General features: G+C 54.9%; 14 protein-coding genes and 1 pseudogene. 7 read left to right on the top strand and 8 right to left on the bottom strand.

Translation table 11 applies throughout. From position 1 onward, the window contains the following. Positions 1–2: 2 nt before the first annotated feature. A complete protein-coding gene (locus BLT01_RS13020) occupies positions 3–1,316 on the top strand; it encodes a short-chain fatty acid transporter (RefSeq protein WP_092098469.1) in 1,314 nt (437 codons plus the stop codon). Positions 1,317–1,469: 153 nt separating this feature from the next. On the opposite strand, the gene BLT01_RS13025 is transcribed toward BLT01_RS13020, so the two are convergent. From BLT01_RS13025 to BLT01_RS13040, 4 genes are all read right to left on the bottom strand, one after another. Next, positions 1,470–2,663, bottom strand: coding sequence for an acyl-CoA dehydrogenase family protein (locus tag BLT01_RS13025; protein ID WP_092098471.1), 1,194 nt, complete (start codon positions 2,661–2,663; stop codon positions 1,470–1,472). Between the two features lie 25 nt (positions 2,664–2,688). Further along, the gene (locus tag BLT01_RS13030) at positions 2,689–3,855 is read right to left on the bottom strand and encodes a saccharopine dehydrogenase family protein (protein ID WP_092098473.1); all 1,167 of its coding nucleotides are present in this window, start codon (positions 3,853–3,855) and stop codon (positions 2,689–2,691) included. 23 nt (positions 3,856–3,878) lie between these two features. Beyond that, a complete protein-coding gene (locus BLT01_RS13035; RefSeq protein WP_092098490.1) occupies positions 3,879–5,357 on the bottom strand; it encodes an aldehyde dehydrogenase family protein in 1,479 nt (492 codons plus the stop codon). 172 nt (positions 5,358–5,529) lie between these two features. After that, positions 5,530–7,062 carry a DHA2 family efflux MFS transporter permease subunit gene (locus tag BLT01_RS13040; RefSeq protein WP_092098475.1) on the bottom strand — a complete coding sequence of 511 codons (1,533 nt, stop codon included), beginning with the start codon at positions 7,060–7,062 and terminating at the stop codon, positions 5,530–5,532. A gap of 212 nt (positions 7,063–7,274) precedes the next feature. On the opposite strand from BLT01_RS13040, the gene BLT01_RS13045 reads away from it, so the two are divergent. Continuing rightward, a complete protein-coding gene (locus tag BLT01_RS13045; RefSeq protein WP_176765159.1) occupies positions 7,275–8,153 on the top strand; it encodes a TetR/AcrR family transcriptional regulator in 879 nt (292 codons plus the stop codon). A 59-nt stretch (positions 8,154–8,212) separates the two neighbouring features. Continuing rightward, positions 8,213–9,004: a TIGR00266 family protein gene (locus BLT01_RS13050; protein ID WP_092098479.1), complete on the top strand. Its 792-nt coding sequence runs from the start codon at positions 8,213–8,215 to the stop codon at positions 9,002–9,004. Between the two features lie 72 nt (positions 9,005–9,076). Here BLT01_RS13050 and BLT01_RS13055 read toward each other — a convergent pair whose 3' ends face one another. Both BLT01_RS13055 and BLT01_RS15085 read right to left on the bottom strand, forming a co-directional pair. After that, positions 9,077–9,334, bottom strand: coding sequence for an AbrB/MazE/SpoVT family DNA-binding domain-containing protein (locus BLT01_RS13055; RefSeq protein ID WP_092098481.1), 258 nt, complete (start codon positions 9,332–9,334; stop codon positions 9,077–9,079). A 169-nt stretch (positions 9,335–9,503) separates the two neighbouring features. Beyond that, positions 9,504–10,622: an SEC-C domain-containing protein gene (locus BLT01_RS15085; RefSeq protein ID WP_218123202.1), complete on the bottom strand. Its 1,119-nt coding sequence runs from the start codon at positions 10,620–10,622 to the stop codon at positions 9,504–9,506. A 150-nt stretch (positions 10,623–10,772) separates the two neighbouring features. On the opposite strand from BLT01_RS15085, the gene BLT01_RS15335 reads away from it, so the two are divergent. From BLT01_RS15335 to BLT01_RS13070, 3 genes are all read left to right on the top strand, one after another. After that, a complete protein-coding gene (locus BLT01_RS15335) occupies positions 10,773–11,159 on the top strand; it encodes a UPF0158 family protein (RefSeq protein WP_218123203.1) in 387 nt (128 codons plus the stop codon). A gap of 29 nt (positions 11,160–11,188) precedes the next feature. Next, positions 11,189–12,085: an SDR family oxidoreductase gene (locus BLT01_RS13065; protein ID WP_092098492.1), complete on the top strand. Its 897-nt coding sequence runs from the start codon at positions 11,189–11,191 to the stop codon at positions 12,083–12,085. Between the two features lie 104 nt (positions 12,086–12,189). Beyond that, complete coding sequence (locus tag BLT01_RS13070) at positions 12,190–13,374, top strand: M20 metallopeptidase family protein (RefSeq protein ID WP_092098483.1); 1,185 nt, start codon at positions 12,190–12,192, stop codon at positions 13,372–13,374. A gap of 48 nt (positions 13,375–13,422) precedes the next feature. Here the strand turns inward: BLT01_RS13070 and BLT01_RS13075 are convergent, their stop codons facing one another. Together BLT01_RS13075 and BLT01_RS13080 are read right to left on the bottom strand one after the other, a co-directional pair. Next, entirely contained in the window at positions 13,423–14,835 is a 1,413-nt protein-coding gene (locus tag BLT01_RS13075) for a YfcC family protein (protein WP_092098485.1), read from the bottom strand. A gap of 26 nt (positions 14,836–14,861) precedes the next feature. Continuing rightward, entirely contained in the window at positions 14,862–15,974 is a 1,113-nt protein-coding gene (locus BLT01_RS13080) for a mandelate racemase/muconate lactonizing enzyme family protein (protein WP_092098486.1), read from the bottom strand. A 304-nt stretch (positions 15,975–16,278) separates the two neighbouring features. Here BLT01_RS13080 and BLT01_RS13085 point away from each other — a divergent pair. Beyond that, positions 16,279–16,602: pseudogene (locus BLT01_RS13085) on the top strand (BclA C-terminal domain-containing protein); the annotation flags it as partial.

Below are 16,602 nucleotides of genomic sequence, written 5' to 3' on the forward strand. Positions count from 1 at the left end.
CATTGAAAACATTAACGAGATTCTCGAATACGCTCATGGAGCGTTTTCTGCCGGATCCATACATCTTTGTCGCGGTCCTTACATTGGTCGTGTTTCTTCTTGGGCTCGGCCTGACCGACACAGGACCGGTCGAAATGGTCGATTATTGGGGAGACGGATTCTGGGGGCTTCTGGCTTTTACCATGCAGATGGTCATTGTGCTTGTCGCGGGACATGTGCTGGCCAACAGCCCGTTTTTCAAGCGATTGCTCAGTTCGCTTGCCGGACTTGCCAGATCACCGGGAGCCGCCATCCTCCTCGTATCGGTCGTTTCCATCATCGCCAGCTGGATCAACTGGGGATTCGGCCTGGTGATCGGCGCACTGTTCGCGAAGGAAATTGCGAAGAAAGTGGCAAACGTTGACTACCGCCTGCTTGTGGCAAGTGCCTACGCGGGTTTCGTTGTCTGGCATGGCGGCCTGGGCGGATCGATTCCGCTATCCATCGCCACACCAGATCATCCGTTTGCCGGACAGATCGGCGTGATCTCCACAGCGGATACCCTATTCACGACGTATAACCTGTTCATTGTCCTGGTCTTGCTCATCACGATTCCGCTTCTGAACCGCTGGATGATGCCGAAGCCGGAAGATACGGTAACCGTCGATCCCGCCAAGCTTGAAGATCCGATCGAAGTGGAAGAACCGACCGAAAAGACACCGGCATCCCGGCTGGAAGACAGCGTGATTCTTTCATTGCTGATCGGGGCGCTTGGTCTCATTTACCTGGTTCACCACTTTGTGCGAAACGGTTTTGATTTGAACTTGAACGTCGTCAACCTCATTTTCCTGATTCTCGGCATTATCCTCCACGGCACACCCCGCCGGTTCCTCGCCGCTGTGGCCAATGCCGTGAAGACCTCCGGCGGCATCATCATCCAATTTCCGTTTTACGCGGGCATCATGGGCATGATGACGTCATCCGGGCTTGCCGGCGTCATTTCGGATGCATTCGTGTCCATCTCGAACGAGCAGACATTCCCGCTGTTCTCATTCTATGCTGCCGGCATCGTCAACTTCTTTGTGCCCTCAGGCGGCGGACAGTGGGCGGTCCAGGCACCGATCATGCTGGATGCCGCTCAGGCGCTCGGGGTCGATTATGCGAAGACCGCGATGAGCATCGCCTGGGGAGACGCCTGGACAAACCTGATCCAGCCGTTCTGGGCGCTTCCGGCATTGGCTATTGCTGGGCTGAAGGCAAAAGACATCATGGGGTATTGCGTATTCGTCCTGGTACTGTCCGGCATTGTCATCTCCGTTGGGCTATATTTCTTTTAATTCATTCGCGCAAACAAATCAGTCGGGCTTGCGAACCTCAAATGTTAAGCAACCCCCCAATGCTTTCAAGAATTTCGTACACAAATCCTATTGGCACCCAAAGTGATGACGTCATAAGCAAAGCCCCGCCGTTCCCGGCGGGGCTTGCCTCACTTATTCACCCGGCGTCCATGCCGGCAGCATCTTGTTGAGCGGTTTTTCCTGGCGGTAGCCAAGCACATATTCCGCCTGCATAATCGTGTGAATTTCACGGGTGCCCTCGTAGATGACAGGCGCCTTGGAGTTCCGCAGATACCTGGCGACCGGGTAGTCATCCGAATAGCCGTAGGCACCGTGGATCTGGAAGGCGTCGTCCGCTGCTTGGTTCGCAAAGTCACACGCCTGCCACTTGGCCAATGACGTCGCACGCGTGTTCCGCACGCCCCGGTTTTTCAGTTCTCCCGCACGATACACGAGCAACCGGCTCATCTGGTAGCCCGCTTCCATGTTGGCGATCATCTGCTGGACCAGCTGGTGCTTTCCGATCGGCTTGCCGAACGTCTCCCGTTCATGGCAATATTTCACACTAGCCTCGAGGCAGGCCCGGATCAGCCCGACAGCTCCTGCCGCGACGGTGAAGCGTCCGTTATCGAGCGAGGCCATGGCGATTTTGAAGCCCTCGCCTTCTTCCCCGAGCCGGTTCTCCACCGGGATGCGGACATTTTCAAAAAACAGTTCACCCGTGTTCCCCGCCCGGATGCCGTATTTATTCTTGATCGCTTTTGATGAAATACCGGGCATCGTCCGCTCGACGATAAAAGCAGTGATGCCGTGGTGTTTTTTCGCCTTGTCGGTATAGGCAAACACGAGGAAATGATCCGCCTGGTCGCATAGCGAAATCCATGTCTTCTGCCCGTTCAGCACATAGTGTTCGCCGTCACGCACGGCTGTCGACGACATTGCCGCGACGTCCGATCCGGCGCCGGGCTCGGTCAGCCCGAATGCGCCGATTTTCTCCCCCTTCGCCTGAGGAACAAGGTACTTCTGTTTCTGCTCCTCTGTGCCCCACTGCAGGAGCGACATCGAGTTTAATCCGGTGTGGACGGAAACGGCAGTACGGAAGGTTGTGTCGCCGCGCTCCAGTTCCTCGCACAGGATGGCAAGGGCGTTGTAGTCCATTCCGCTCCCCCCGTATTTTTCCGGGATGCAGACGCCCATGAACCCGAGATCGGCAAGGCGCTTCCATATCACCGGGTCGAACTTGCCTTCCGTATCCCACTTGGAGATATTCGGCACGATTTCATCATCCGTGAACTTTCTTGCTGTCTTACGGAGCAAATCCTGCTCATCCGTGAACCGGAAATCCATTGTCCCCTCTCCTTTCCGTCCCCGCTTAAACCGTTGCCGCCGTCTCGGACGACGTCTCGATAATGTTCACGCCGCGCTTCTTCATTTCTTTGATATAGGCATCACCCGGCACGATCACTTCCGGCGGATGGACGCCACGCTTTTTGATCGTCCCGCCGCCGATCATCTGGGCGACAACAGAAATGGTGTTCGCTGTCGCACGGGCCATTGCAGTTACGTTGGCCTGCGGATCCTTCTCGGTAATCATGTCATACTCGTAATACGCCTCTTCCCCGTCTTTGGTCCCTTTCACGATGACACGGAGAAGAACCGCATCCTTCTTGTCCCCGAGCCGTAGCTTTGGCGTCAGGTGCTCCTTCACCACCTCACGGACTTTCACCTGCTGTCCGCCGACCGTCACTTCGGAATCGCGCGACAGCAGACCGAGGTCGACGAGCAGTTGGAACTTTTCGGCATGCCCCTGATATCGGATTGTCTTGTATTCGAGGGTGTCCAGGTGCGGGAATGACTTTGACAGCGTCGACGTGCCGCCGGATGTATGGAACGCCTCAAGCTCACCGTAGCCGTCGAACCGGACCATCTCGATCTCGCTCAGGGATGGCACTTCTTTTACTTCGCCTTCCCGGATGACGAGAGACGGGTCCGTGTAATGGTCAAAGACCCCTTCCAGGGAAAAGACGATGTTGTAATTAAGCGGCGGTTCCGGTTCGACCGGAATCCCTCCGACAAACAGCCGGATCGACTCTGCCTTGTCGAGCTTGCCAGCTCCATAGCCGGACAAAATATTGATCATGCCCGGTGCAACGCCCAAATCCGGAATCAGGGTGACGCCCTTTTTCTCTGCCTCTGTTGAAAGGTCGAGGACTGCATCGGTGGCACCGCCGATGTGGCCACCAAGGTCGACGCAATGTACGCCGGCCGCAATCGCCGTTCGGGCGACTTTCTCGTTGAATGTATAAAACAGCGCGTTGATGACGACATCGCCAAGGGACATAACTTCCTTAAGCTGGGCATCATCCGTCGCATCCAGCCTCAGGATGTCCATCTTGTCCGACATCAGCTTCGCTGCGAAGTCTTCTGCCTGCCGGACATCCAGGTCCGTAAGCCATACTTTCTCCACCCTATCGCTTTTGACAAGATCCCTTGCAGCTTCCTTTCCCATCAGTCCTGCTCCGAGTACGACTACTTTCATTCTGCTCTCCCCTTTCGCCTGGCTTATTCTGTATCGATCTGTGCCCGCTGCAGTTTGCCGCTGTAGTCCACGTAGATGCTCTTCCATTCGGTGAAGACATCGAGCGCGGCCACCCCCGAGTCCCGGTGGCCGTTGCCGGTCCCTTTCGTGCCTCCGAACGGCAGGTGGATTTCTGCCCCGGTCGTTCCCGCATTCACATAGACGATTCCCGTGTCCAGGTCTCGCTGGGCACGGAATGCCTGATTGACATCCCGTGTGAAAATCGAGCTTGACAGCCCGTATGTCACACTATTGTTCACTTCAATCGCTTCATCCAGGCTGCCCACCTCAATAAGCGAGATGACCGGGCCAAAAATCTCCTCCTGGGCTATCCTGCTGTCCCACTTCACGTCGGTGAAGAGGGTCGGCTCGTAGTAATATCCGCCTTTCTGCCCTTCGTCTTCGAGAACCCGGCCGCCTGCAAGCAGCTTTGCGCCTTCCTGTTGTCCGATCTCCACATACCCGTGGATTTTCTCGAGTGCGGCTGCATTGATGACCGGTCCCACCTTTACCGACTCATCGAGGCCGTCGCCAATGGTGAGGCTTTTCATCTGTTCTAGCAGACGCTGTTCCAGCTCTTTTTTCACATCCCGGTGGACGATGACCCGGCTGCATGCCGTGCATCGCTGTCCGGCCGTACCGAAGGCGCTCCATAAAATGCCTTCAACAGCAAGATCGAGGTCGGCATCATCCATCACGATGACCGCGTTTTTGCCGCCCATTTCAAGCGATACTTTCTTCAGATGGCGTCCTCCGAGTTCCGCGACACGGCGTCCGGTTTCCGTCGACCCCGTAAACGAGATGACACGGATATCGGGATGCTCGATCATCGCTGTTCCAACTTCTCCCCCGCTTCCGAACACGACGTTCGCCACCCCCGGCGGCAAACCGACTTCTTCAAAAATCTTCGCCATTTCATAAGCCATCATCGGTGTTTCGGTTGCCGGCTTCCAGATGAATGTATTCCCTGCGACAATTGCCGGGAACGACTTCCACGTCGCGATGGCGACCGGGAAGTTCCACGGCGTGATCAGGCCGACGACTCCGATCGGTGCCCGCACGCTCATGGCGAACTTGTCCTGCAGTTCTGACGGGACGGTCTCCCCGAACAGGCGGCGCCCCTCGCCGGCCATGTAAAACGCCATGTCAATTCCTTCCTGGACTTCGCCGCGCCCTTCTTCGATCACCTTGCCCATTTCTTTCGTAAGCACCTGTGCAAGATGCTCCTTGCGCTCTTTCATGAGGCGGCCGATTTCATAAAGGTAATCCGCCCGTTTTGGTGCCGGAACAAGTGCCCATTCTTTCTGTGCCCGCTTTGCAGCCTTTACCGCTTCGTCCACATCGGATTTTCCGGAAAGCTTTACCTCACATAACGTCTCCCCGTTTGCAGGGTTCACGACCGCCGTATAATCGGCTCCGCCGCCTTCCTGCCAGGATCCGTTGATGTAGTTATTTAGCTTCATGTCCAAGCTCCCCTTTCCCAAACCTTTATTGAAACCGCTTTCATTGTCCTTTTTCGACAACTTCAGCCGGATTCCTTCCAGAATTTTTGAATTATTCATGCTAATTTTTTATTTCATGTCAGTCCGCAGAAATCAAAAAACCCGCAGGCAATTGCCTGCGGATTCATCTTATTCATTCGGGACGGGGAGTATGAGCCGGCTTCCCGCCCCTGACAGGATTTCCGCCTGCCGCCTTCATGGCCTCCGCCTGTGCCATCGGAGGAACGACCCGCTTGACGAAGAACGTCAGGATGAGCGCGATGAAAACGATGACGGTACAAACAAAGTAAGCGAAATTGACGCCGTGGAGAAGCGCTTCCTGGGCGATGCGGGCCTTGGCTGCCGCTGCATCCGCACCCGTTAGTCCTGCAGCATCCCCCATCAGAGAAGCGGTTTCGGATTCTGTTCGCTTGTTCATGACCGTCATGAGAAACGCGGAACCGATCGCCCCTGACACCTGCTGGAGCGTATTGTTCATCGCGGTGCCATGAGGGTTCATCTGCATCGGCAGCTGGTTCAGCCCGTTCGTCATGATCGGCATGTTGACCATCGACATCCCGAACATGCGGACCGTATACACGGCCATGATATAGTAGTAGCCCGAATCGATTTCCAGACGGCTCAGCATGAATGTCGTCACCGTCGTGATGAGCAGGCCGGAGATCGCGAGTGTGCGCGGTCCGTACTTATCAAACAGCCGCCCGGTGATCGGCGACATGATTCCCATGATGACTGCGCCAGGAAGCATGAGAAGGCCCGAATGTAACGGCGATATCCCCCGTACGTTCTGTACGTAGATCGGAGTGAGCAGCATCCCCGAGAACATCGCGATGGATAGCACGACCAAGATGACCGTCGAAAGAGTGAACATCGGATGCTTATAAATCCGGAATTCCAGCATCGGAACCGGCATGCTCAGCTGCCGGCGGATAAAGGCAGTGAGGGCGATTGCTCCAATAATGATGGTGAGGTAAACCTGCGGATGAGCCCACCCTTTATCGCCTGCCATGCTGAATCCGTAGAGCAGCCCGCCAAATCCGAGGCTCGACAGGATGATCGACAGGACATCCAGCCGGACATCCCGAGTCTCCATGATGTTCTTCAGCTTAAAGAAGGCGATCAGGATGACGAGTATTGCAAACGGCAAGACCATCCAGAAAAGCACGCGCCATGAGTACTGCTCAACAATCCAGCCGGACAAAGTCGGGCCGATTGCCGGCGCGGTGATCATGACAAGACCAAGATAGCCCATTGCGGTTCCCCGCTTTTCCACCGGAAAAGCGACGAGCATGACGTTCATCAAAAGCGGCATCATCATGGCGGAACCGGATGCCTGTATCATCCGGGCGATGACCAGCACGATAAATGAAGGCGCAAGTGCTGCCGTCAGCGTACCGACCGTGAACAGCGTCATCGCTGTCAGGAAGAGGCTCCGGTTTGTGAACCTTTGGATAAAGAACGCGCTCGCCGGGATCAAAATCCCGTTCATGAGCATATAGCCGGTCGTCAGCCACTGCACCTGTGCCGGGTTCACCTGGAATTCGACCATGATGACCGGAAGTGCCACGTTCAGCAGCGTATTGTTCAAAAACGCAACAAACGCCCCGAAAAAGAGGACCGCAATCATCGCATACGGGGGTTTGGCGTGGAGTTGTTGCTCATTCAATTTTCATTCCTCCGTTCAAAGCGATCCACTTGTTCCGCAGTCCGAATAAAATCGCGTGAAAACTATTTTATACCGTCGGTACAATCATTTCAACAGTTAAGTCTCGATTTGGCATAAAAAATTGAGAAGCACAGACAAATCAATTATAATTCAATTTAGACCAATGGTATAAAAACGTTTTCAAGACGTTGGCATACAGAAAGGTGAATGCTTTGAACGAACGGAAACAGCACGTGCTGAATGCCGCCAAGCGGCTGTTCCTGGAAAATGGGTTCGCCAACACCTCCATCCAGAATATCCTGGATGAGGCCGGCATCTCGAAAGGAACGTTTTATAACTACTTTAACTCTAAAAATGAATGCCTGATCTCCATCATCGAGGACTCGACAGAAAATTCCTCTGTCCTCCGCGAAGAACTCGCCGCGGGCAGACAGGACGGTCCCGGCCTGCTTGCCGACCAAATCCTGGTGCGTCTGCAGATGAACCGGGAGCAGAAAATTATCCGCTTATATGAGGCCATTCTCCATTCCGGAGATCCGGACCTGAGAAACTACATGAAGGCTGTCCATCTATCGGAACTGGCATGGCTTGAACGGCGACTCACGGATGTGTACGGAGAGCAATCCCGTCCTTTTGCCGCCGACGCCGCGCTCATGCATTTCGGCATGCTCGGCCAATATCTTCAGTTCGCGCCGGACATCACCTCCACCGAAGAGCTTTCCAATCGCATCCTTTTCGTCACCAAGCGGACTGAAGCGCTGCTCAAAGATATGGCGGAAACTGATGAGCATCTGCTGGAAGCCGGACAGTTCGTTCTCAGTGCCGACTCTCCGACTCTCCCCTCACCTCGGGGTGTCGCGGCGGACCTGTTGCGTCTTGCAGACACCCTGCCATCTGAACGCCGGGAAACCGGCAGGGAATTTGCTGTTTTCCTTTCCGGGGAGCTATCCGAGGAAAGGCCACGCACTGCTCTTCTGAAAACCGTTGCAGTTCCCTTTCGCAGACTGTTTGACGGCCTTCCGAATGAATCGGAAGTCCGGACCGTCATGTCCGCACTCTGGCGGCTTCTTGCACCTGACGAAATTAGATGAAACCATCCTGCGCTGTTCATCGTATTCCTGACTATCAAACAGGAAGCGGGGATGAAAAGATGAACAATCATGAGATCGACTATGTCCTGCATGGGGATGACATGCAATTCGTGGAAGTGGAATTGGATCCTTCCGAAACAGTTATCGCAGAAGCAGGAAGCCTGATGATGATGGAGGACGGCATCGCAATGGAGACCGTTTTCGGAGACGGATCAGGCGGAGGCGGCGGCCTGTTCGGCAAACTCAAGGGTGCCGGCAAGCGGCTGATTACCGGGGAGAGCCTGTTCATGACGACATTCACGAACACAGGTACAGGGAAGAATCATGTTTCGTTCGCTTCCCCTTATCCGGGCAAGATCATCCCTATCGATCTCAGCCAGGAAGGCGGCAAAATCATCTGCCAGAAGGATGCCTTCCTGGCCGCAGCCAAGGGCGTCTCCATCGGGGTGGAGTTCCAGCGCAGGCTCGGCACCGGATTCTTCGGCGGCGAAGGCTTCATCATGCAAAAGCTTGAAGGCGATGGCATGGCATTTATCCACGCGGGCGGAACCATTCATGAAAAGAACCTGACACCGGGGGAAATCCTGCGGGTTGACACCGGCTGTTTCGTGGCAATGACGCACGACGTTGACTACAACATCGAAACCGTCAAAGGCGTCAAGACGGCCCTGTTCGGCGGCGAGGGGCTGTTCTTTGCAACACTCCGGGGACCCGGAAAAGTGTGGGTCCAGTCCCTTCCGTTCTCGCGGCTTGCGAGCCGCGTCTTTGCAGCCGCCCCCTACACACCGGGCGAATCAAAAGGTGAAGGCAGCGTCGCCGGCGGACTGTTCGATCTTCTCGGCGGCAAATAAAAGTGCTCAAAAAACAGGACAAAACCGGCCTTCCCATGCTGGAGGCCGGTTTTGTGTACGTAAAACATCTTATTAGGGGTTCTGGAGTTTCTTCATGTTGCGGAATGACTTCTCATAGTTGTCCATCAGAAGCCGGTAGCCATCGCCTCTGTCTTCCGGCACCGACAATTCTTCATGTTTGTCGAGAGCTACGCGTCCGTCTTTCCCGATTTCAAACAACACTTCATCGCCCGGTTCGAGTTGAAGGTGTTCCATAACTTTCAAGGGCAGCGTCACCCCATGGCTGTTTCCGATCTTCGTGACTTTCCTCTTGATGTAATTTGATGCCATCGTGTTGCCTACACCCTTTCATTCCATCATCTTACGTTCAGGGGAGCCTATTATAACAGACTTCCCTGATTTTCAATCTTCATGCCTGCCGGTCGCAGCGGACTCTATTCATGACACGAATAAAAGACGGACTTGTCGGATACCGACAGGTCCGTTTTTGGCAGATTGATTAATTCAGGCGTCCGGAGAAAGCTGCAGCGTATTTCTGGGCAGTGCCTTCCGATACGCCAAAACGCTTGGCCACTTCTTTTGGGGTGAACGCTTCACCCTGAAGAAGGTTCTCTTCCTGTGCGGCGAGATAAAGGCCGGCCACGATACCGCCGGGTTTCCGGACGATTGGGTTTTCCTCTCGGAAATAGCGGATGACCGAACTTCTCAGGCTTTCTTTGCCGCTATGGCCAAGCCCGTCTGACTCCAGTTCCGTCATCAGCAAGGCCACCGCATTGCGCTGCCCATCCGTCAGGTCTGCGACGTCCCCATCTTCAGCGGGCCGTACTGGGTCCACTGTTTCTGGCGATTCCTTAGATGCTGCGGCTTCTCTTGCTGCCCGTCCGGACTGTTCCTCCCGCTCTCTCGGTTCCTCTGCATCCGCCTGTTGTCCTGCCTCTTCCGCAGGGGTGTGCAGAATGGCGAAAATCTCAAGCAGGCAGGATCCGAGAAAAGTGGCATCCGCCTTTACGCCGAGAGAATCGGCAAAGGCGCTGATCCGGTCCGCAACGGCTGCATTTTGCGGTGGGATCGAGTAAAGCGTGGATACCGGCTGGACGGCATCTTCCCTTACGCGGGGATCCGCAAGAACCGTGCCGAACAGGATGGTCCCTTCAGGCGCGGCTAGCCGTTCATGATCTGCCATCGCCCATCTGCCTTCCCCGAACACATCCTTCAAGACCAGGTGGCCGTCCTCTGTTCCGGCCAGTTCCGCAAACATGACGAATGGCTCATTCCACGATTCCAGAACTCGCTTCACTTCCTCCCTGGCAGTGGAGGCAGATCGGTCCAGGTGCTGATGCCATAAATCACGGCGGATATTGAACGCGTAATGTTCGTATGCCGCGCCCTCAATCGCGCCGGCCTTCATGAGCCCCCCGAGCCTGGACATCCATTTCTTCACGAGCAGCGACAATTCTGCGCGGTCATTGGCGGTGGCAGGCGTGCTGCTTATGTAATCTGCCATGATTCGCTTTAATTCCTGTTCCGCGAGCAGATGAGTGCCGCTTTCCGCACGGCCATGGCATTTCTTATATTTCTTTCCGCTGCCGCAAGGGCACGGATCATTGCGTTTAACCACGATCATCATTCCTTTTCGTCTATCTGCATCTTCCATCTCCTCATTGTACCACCCTTCCCACCTTCTTTGTACCCATACCGGCACAGCGGTTTTCTCCGGGTGGCTGCAGGGTATACGAAAAGAGAAGTCAGGAAAGGAAGGGATCGGCGGATGGAGCACAATCGCATCGCATACCGCGACCTGCATAAAGCAGCCCATGACGGAAAGCCTTCCTGGTTTGACCGGGAAACCGGGCAAGTCATCCAGCATGAGGTCGCTCATGGCCAGCCGCGCTGTATCGAGCTTCCCCGTTTTGATGACACGGCCGAACAGCAGATGAGGGTGGCATTCACCCATAGTCTGCAGGAAAGGCCGGACCTGCAGGAGAAGATCGGAGAAATCTTCGCCCATAACCGGCCTGTCGAAGAGTTTGAGGAGATCCTGAAAAACGAAGAGTTGCTGCACGAGTGGAAAAATTACCGGGAGATGTCCAGGCAAAAGGTCCTGAATGAATGGTGCAGCCAAAACGGCATCCGATTCGATACGGACGGAACCTGAACCCGGAAAAGAATCAAGGAGGCGACAGCATGACAAACAATCAGAGCAACGGTGACGAGTATGAAAAAGCAGACCAGCAAGTAGGGCCTCAGTCCCAGCACAGTCAGCCCGGCGTCGAATCGGAGATGAAACCGGAGCCGATTTATGATGATCCCGAATACAAAGGGTCCGGCAAGCTGGAAGGCAAGGTAGCCCTTGTCACAGGCGGCGACTCCGGCATCGGCCGCGCGGTAGCAGTGGCATTCGCCAAAGAAGGCGCGGATGTTGCCATCGCTTATCTGGCCGATGCTGAAGATGATGATGCGGAGCAGACAGTCCGTGACATTGAAAAATACGGCAGGCGCGCGATGAAAATCAAGACAGATATCCGCGACGAGAACAATTGCCGCAATCTCCTGAAACAGGTTGCTGATGAGCTTGGCGGATTGAACATTCTTGTCAATAATGCCGGCGTTCAGTATCCGCAAAAGGATATCGAAGCGATTACATCCGACCAGCTGAAGAAAACGTTCGAAACAAACTTTTTCGGCCTTTTTTATCTGACCCGTGAATCGATGGCATACCTGAAGGAAGGCGACTGCATCATCAACACCTCTTCGGTCACGGCCTACAACGGCTCGCCGGGCCTGCTTGACTATTCTTCCACCAAAGGAGCCATCACAGCATTTACGCGCTCGTTCGCACAGAACATCGCCAATAAGGGCATCCGTGTGAATGCGGTGGCTCCAGGCCCTATCTGGACTCCGCTCATCCCTGCGACATTCGATGCAGGGAAAGTGGAGCAGCATGGTGCGACCACCCCGATGAAACGCCGCGGCCAGCCGGCAGAACTTGCTCCGGCTTACGTGCTGCTGGCATCCAAGGACGGCAGCTATATGACCGGCCAGACCATCCACATTGATGGCGGCGATTTTGTTACAAGCTGACAGATTCCCATTCAATCCGGAAAGCGAGCTCCGCTTTCCGGATTTTCCTTTATCTGCACCCCTCCTCCCAATGATATAATCATTCCCGGAAGGAGCTGCTTGACATGGACCTAAAGAAGATCGATCAGAAGATCCGGGAATCGTTGGATGAAATGATCCAAATCCGCCGCCATCTCCATATGTACCCGGAACTGAGTTTTGAAGAAGTGAAAACGCCAGAGTTCATCGCCGGCTACCTGGAAAAACTGGGAATCGAAGTCCGCCGCAATGTCGGCGGACGGGGTGTCATCGGCACAATACGAGGCGGCAAACCCGGCAAGACGATTGCGTTCCGGGCAGACTTTGACGCGCTCCCGATCCACGAGGCAACCGGGGCCCCGTACCAATCGACCGTACCGGGTGTCATGCATGCATGCGGCCATGACGGTCACACCGCTTCCCTCCTCGTATTCGCCAAAGTGATGAACGAGTTCAAAGATGAGCTCGAAGGCAATATCGTCCTCATCCACCAACATGCCGAAGAAGTGAATCCCGGGGGCGCGCTTGGCATGATTGAAGATGGCTGCCTGGATGGCGTTGACTTGGTGTTCGGCGCCCACCTGCAGTCCCTCATGCCTGCAGGGTACGTATACAGCCGGGACGGCTACTTGCAGGCAGCCGAAAACACGATCCATATTACTGTCACCGGAAAAGGCACACATGGTGCCGAGCCGCATAACGGCCATGATCCGATCCTTGCAGCAGCCCATATCATGACCGCCCTTCAGTCGGTCGTCAGCCGGAATGCGGATCCTCTCAAGGAATTGGTCATCTCGATCGGCCAGTTCCACTCCGGTTCTGCCGGAAACGTCATCCCTCAGACCGCTGAGATGGAAGGGACGATGCGCGTCTTTGATGAAGAACTGCGCAAGCTCGGTGCCCAAAGAATCCGGGAACTAGCGGAATTCACTGCAAAAGCCCTCGGATGCACGGCGGAAGCGGCAGTGGAATTCGGCTATGATGCAGTCAAAAACCATCGTGAAGGTGTCCGCCTCATCGAGCAGGCAGTCGGCAGCGTCTTCGGAGAAGGCGTGTACCGGGAGATTGATCCGGTCATGCCAGCCGAGGACTTTGCCTACTACCTCCAGCATCGTCCTGGTGCTTATTTCTTCGTCGGAGCCAAAGTGGAAGACGGACGGACCGCCTATCCACACCACCATGAGAAGTTCGACTTTCACGAGCCGGCACTTGCCATGGCCGCACGGACTTTTGCAGGGATATTCATCGAAGCACAAAGACAGAACGGTTAACTTACAAAAGGTTGTGCCTCCAATCACGGTGGCACAACCTTTTGTAAATTATGAAACCCCTAGTTGCACTGCAACGACAAGTGCCACCAGTGCAATGAGCAGCCAGCCGAGGACCAGCTTCCAAACGAATTTGACCCACCGCTCGTAAGGGATTCCGGCAACCGCCAAATATCCCATCAGGGAGGCAGAAGTCGGAATGATCGAGTTCGTGATAGCGTCGCCGTACTGGTAAGCAAGCACCGCCACTTGACGCTCCATGCCAAGAAGGTCCGCAAGCGGCGTCATGATCGGCATTGTCGTCGCCGCCTGACCTGAACCGGACGGGATAAAGAAGTTGGTGATCACCTGGACAACATACATGCCGGCAGCATTTAATGCCGCCGGAAGGCTTCCGATAAGCCCGGCCATTGCATTGATCACGGTATCGATGATGGATCCCTGTTCCATGATGACGAGGATCGCACGAGCAAAACCGACGATGATGGCACCAAATGCAATCACCTTCATGCCATCGACAAACGCTTCGAATGTCCCGTTAATCCCCAGTTTCCCGACCAATCCTGAGGCCAGCCCGATAATAAGGAATGAAGCGGTCAATTCAGTCAGAAACCAGTCCCACTCGAACACTCCGTAAACATTGATCGAGAGTCCGGCTGCCAGAAAAAGGAATACGATGCCGTGCCGCCAATTAAATGCTTCAAATTCCCCTGCTGCGTTCCGGACGCTCTCTTTTTTCGCCTTCTGTTCCAGATCATAGATGACGCTTTTTGTCGGATCGGCTTTTACCTTAGATGCATAGCGCATGACAAACCAGATGCCGAATCCAAGGAAAAAGAGGTAGGCGGAGGCCCGGAAAAGAATTCCTGAGAAAATTGGAATCTCAGCAATCGATTGGGCGATCCCTACCGTAAACGGATTCATCATCCCACCCGCAAATCCGGCGGCCGCCCCCATTGAAACCATGGCGGTTCCCGTGATTGCATCGAACCCGAGCGCCCGGGCGACCGCGATCCCGATCGGCACGAAGATGATTGACTCCTCTGACATCCCGATTGTCGCTCCGAGAACAGAGAAGATGAACATCGTAACCGGAATCAACAGTTTCTCCCTGTTCTCCAGTTTATGGACAACCCGGCCGATTCCCGCTTCGATCGCGCCGGTCTCCCGGATAACCCCAAACGCTCCTCCGACCAGGAAAATATAAAAGACAATGTTGGACGCTTCTGTCATCCCTTGCGGAATCGCCTTGAACAATTCAAAGAATCCAACCGGTTGCTGTTCTATTTCCTGATAGGTACCGGGAACGACCACAGTGCGGCCATCTTGTTCAACTCTCTCAAACTCACCTGCCGGAATGATATAGGACAGCGCCGCTGCGATGACCATGATCCCGACAAGAATGGCATATGTATGCGGTATCCACCGCTTTTTGTTCTCAATTGTTGAAGGCCCATTGGCCATCTGATTTTCTCCTTTCCAATAACCCCTTACTGCACCGTTTCCTTTTTCTCCGTCAATTTTTCAAGTTGTGCTTCGCCGACTTCTATGCCGAGGCCCGGCTTGCCGGATAGGATGACCTGCGGCAGTTCGTACTTCAAATCGCCGATTTCTTCGCTGAAGAGGAGCGGTCCTGTTAATTCGGCGGACTGAATGTTTGCCCGGCTCATAACAACGTGATAACCCGCTGCCGATCCCACAGATGATTCCACCATCGAGCCGATTTGGCATGGCATTCCGGCGGCCTCCGCCGCCTTGGCGATATGGATTGCCGGATAAATCCCGCCGCATTTCATAAGCTTGATGTTCAGTACGTCCGCCGCCTCAAGGCGGACGATCTCCAGGAACTCTTCCAAGCCATGGAGGCTTTCGTCCGCCATGACCGGTACGGCCACTTTCTTACGGACATCCGCAAGCCCCCGGATATCGCCCATGCGGATCGGCTGTTCAACCCACTTCAGATTCTCGCCTTCGAGTTCGCGGATAGCCGCTGACGCTGTGCCCGGCGTCTTCCATCCCTGGTTGACATCCACACGGATCGGAACGTCCGGCCCAACTGCTTTACGGACAGCTTTGATCCGAGCGACATCCTCCATTGCATCCCCTTTACCGACTTTCAGCTTAAGCGAGGAATATCCGTCCTCCACTGCCCGGACCGCTTTTTCCGCCATAATCTCAGGAGCCTCGATGCTGAGCACGCGCGGATACTCGATCCGGTCATGTGCACGCCCGCCGATCAGATTATAGACCGGCTGTCCCGTCGCCTTGCCCATCAGGTCATAACAGGCAATGTCAACTGCAGCTTTTGCAGCCGGATTGCCCATGAGCGCCGCGTTCATCCGATGATGGATCCGTTCTATGTCAAACGGGTTCTCACCAATGATGGCAGGAACAAGCAGGTTTTTCAGGATTTCATAGGCCGACAGGTAATATTCTCCCGTCACATGCTCGTCCGTCACTGCTTCCCCGTATCCGACAAGCCCCGAATCTGTCTCGAGCTTCAAAATGACTGCAGGCATGTCCGGATAAGTCGCGTAGGAAATGATGAACGGCTCCCTGAGCGGAAATCGGACTGCGTAAACTGTTGCTTTGGTGATTTTCATGGCTGATCCTCCCTTTTTATCTTATTCAGTTTATCGGGAACGTTCTTGCAAATCAATCTCATTGAGGAAGGTGCCTTGGACTTTTTCCCACGCCCGTTTTCCGGCGATTGCCCTTCCTCTATCTTTCCGGGAGCATAAGCTATTTGGGAGGGAGGTGAAAGATATGTACAAACGGAATTGCGGGTGCGGCGGTGATGAACACGAACACTGCAAGAAATGTTGCCGGGGTCCTCGGGGATTCAGGGGACCCGCAGGACCTCCAGGACCTCCAGGGCCCCCAGGTAAGCCAGGCGAGCGCGGACCGATGGGTTATCCGGGAATACCGGGAGCACCGGGTGAACCGGGACCTCCGGGAGCACCGGGTGAACCGGGACCTCCGGGAGCACCGGGTGAACCGGGACCTCCGGGCACACCGGGTGAACCGGGACCTCCAGGAGCACCGGGCGGCATTGCCGAATATGCCTATATTTACAAAACCGGCGAACAGAGAGTTGAGCAGGGCGACTCGATCATCTTTAACAACAACGGTCCAATGACCGCAGGGATCACTCATACAAACAACTCCGCCCAAATCACTGTAATAACGGCGGGTGTCTATGAGATTATCTACACTGTTACGGGTAACCAG

Source organism: Bhargavaea beijingensis (genome assembly GCF_900101985.1).
In the GTDB taxonomy this organism is placed as follows: Bacteria; Bacillota; Bacilli; order Bacillales_A; family Planococcaceae; genus Bhargavaea; species Bhargavaea beijingensis.

What these genes read in the sequence shown, in the direction of transcription:
- BLT01_RS13025 (WP_092098471.1), bottom strand. Translation starts at nt 2,663, where the DNA reads ATGGATTTCCGGTTCACGGATGAGCAGGATTTGCTCCGTAAGACAGCA.
- BLT01_RS13030 (WP_092098473.1), bottom strand. Translation starts at nt 3,855, where the DNA reads ATGAAAGTAGTCGTACTCGGAGCAGGACTGATGGGAAAGGAAGCTGCA.
- BLT01_RS13035 (WP_092098490.1), bottom strand. Translation starts at nt 5,357, where the DNA reads ATGAAGCTAAATAACTACATCAACGGATCCTGGCAGGAAGGCGGCGGA.
- BLT01_RS13050 (WP_092098479.1), top strand. Translation starts at nt 8,213, where the DNA reads ATGAACAATCATGAGATCGACTATGTCCTGCATGGGGATGACATGCAA.
- BLT01_RS13055 (WP_092098481.1), bottom strand. Translation starts at nt 9,334, where the DNA reads ATGGCATCAAATTACATCAAGAGGAAAGTCACGAAGATCGGAAACAGC.
- BLT01_RS15335 (WP_218123203.1), top strand. Translation starts at nt 10,773, where the DNA reads ATGGAGCACAATCGCATCGCATACCGCGACCTGCATAAAGCAGCCCAT.
- BLT01_RS13065 (WP_092098492.1), top strand. Translation starts at nt 11,189, where the DNA reads ATGACAAACAATCAGAGCAACGGTGACGAGTATGAAAAAGCAGACCAG.
- BLT01_RS13070 (WP_092098483.1), top strand. Translation starts at nt 12,190, where the DNA reads ATGGACCTAAAGAAGATCGATCAGAAGATCCGGGAATCGTTGGATGAA.
- BLT01_RS13075 (WP_092098485.1), bottom strand. Translation starts at nt 14,835, where the DNA reads ATGGCCAATGGGCCTTCAACAATTGAGAACAAAAAGCGGTGGATACCG.
- BLT01_RS13080 (WP_092098486.1), bottom strand. Translation starts at nt 15,974, where the DNA reads ATGAAAATCACCAAAGCAACAGTTTACGCAGTCCGATTTCCGCTCAGG.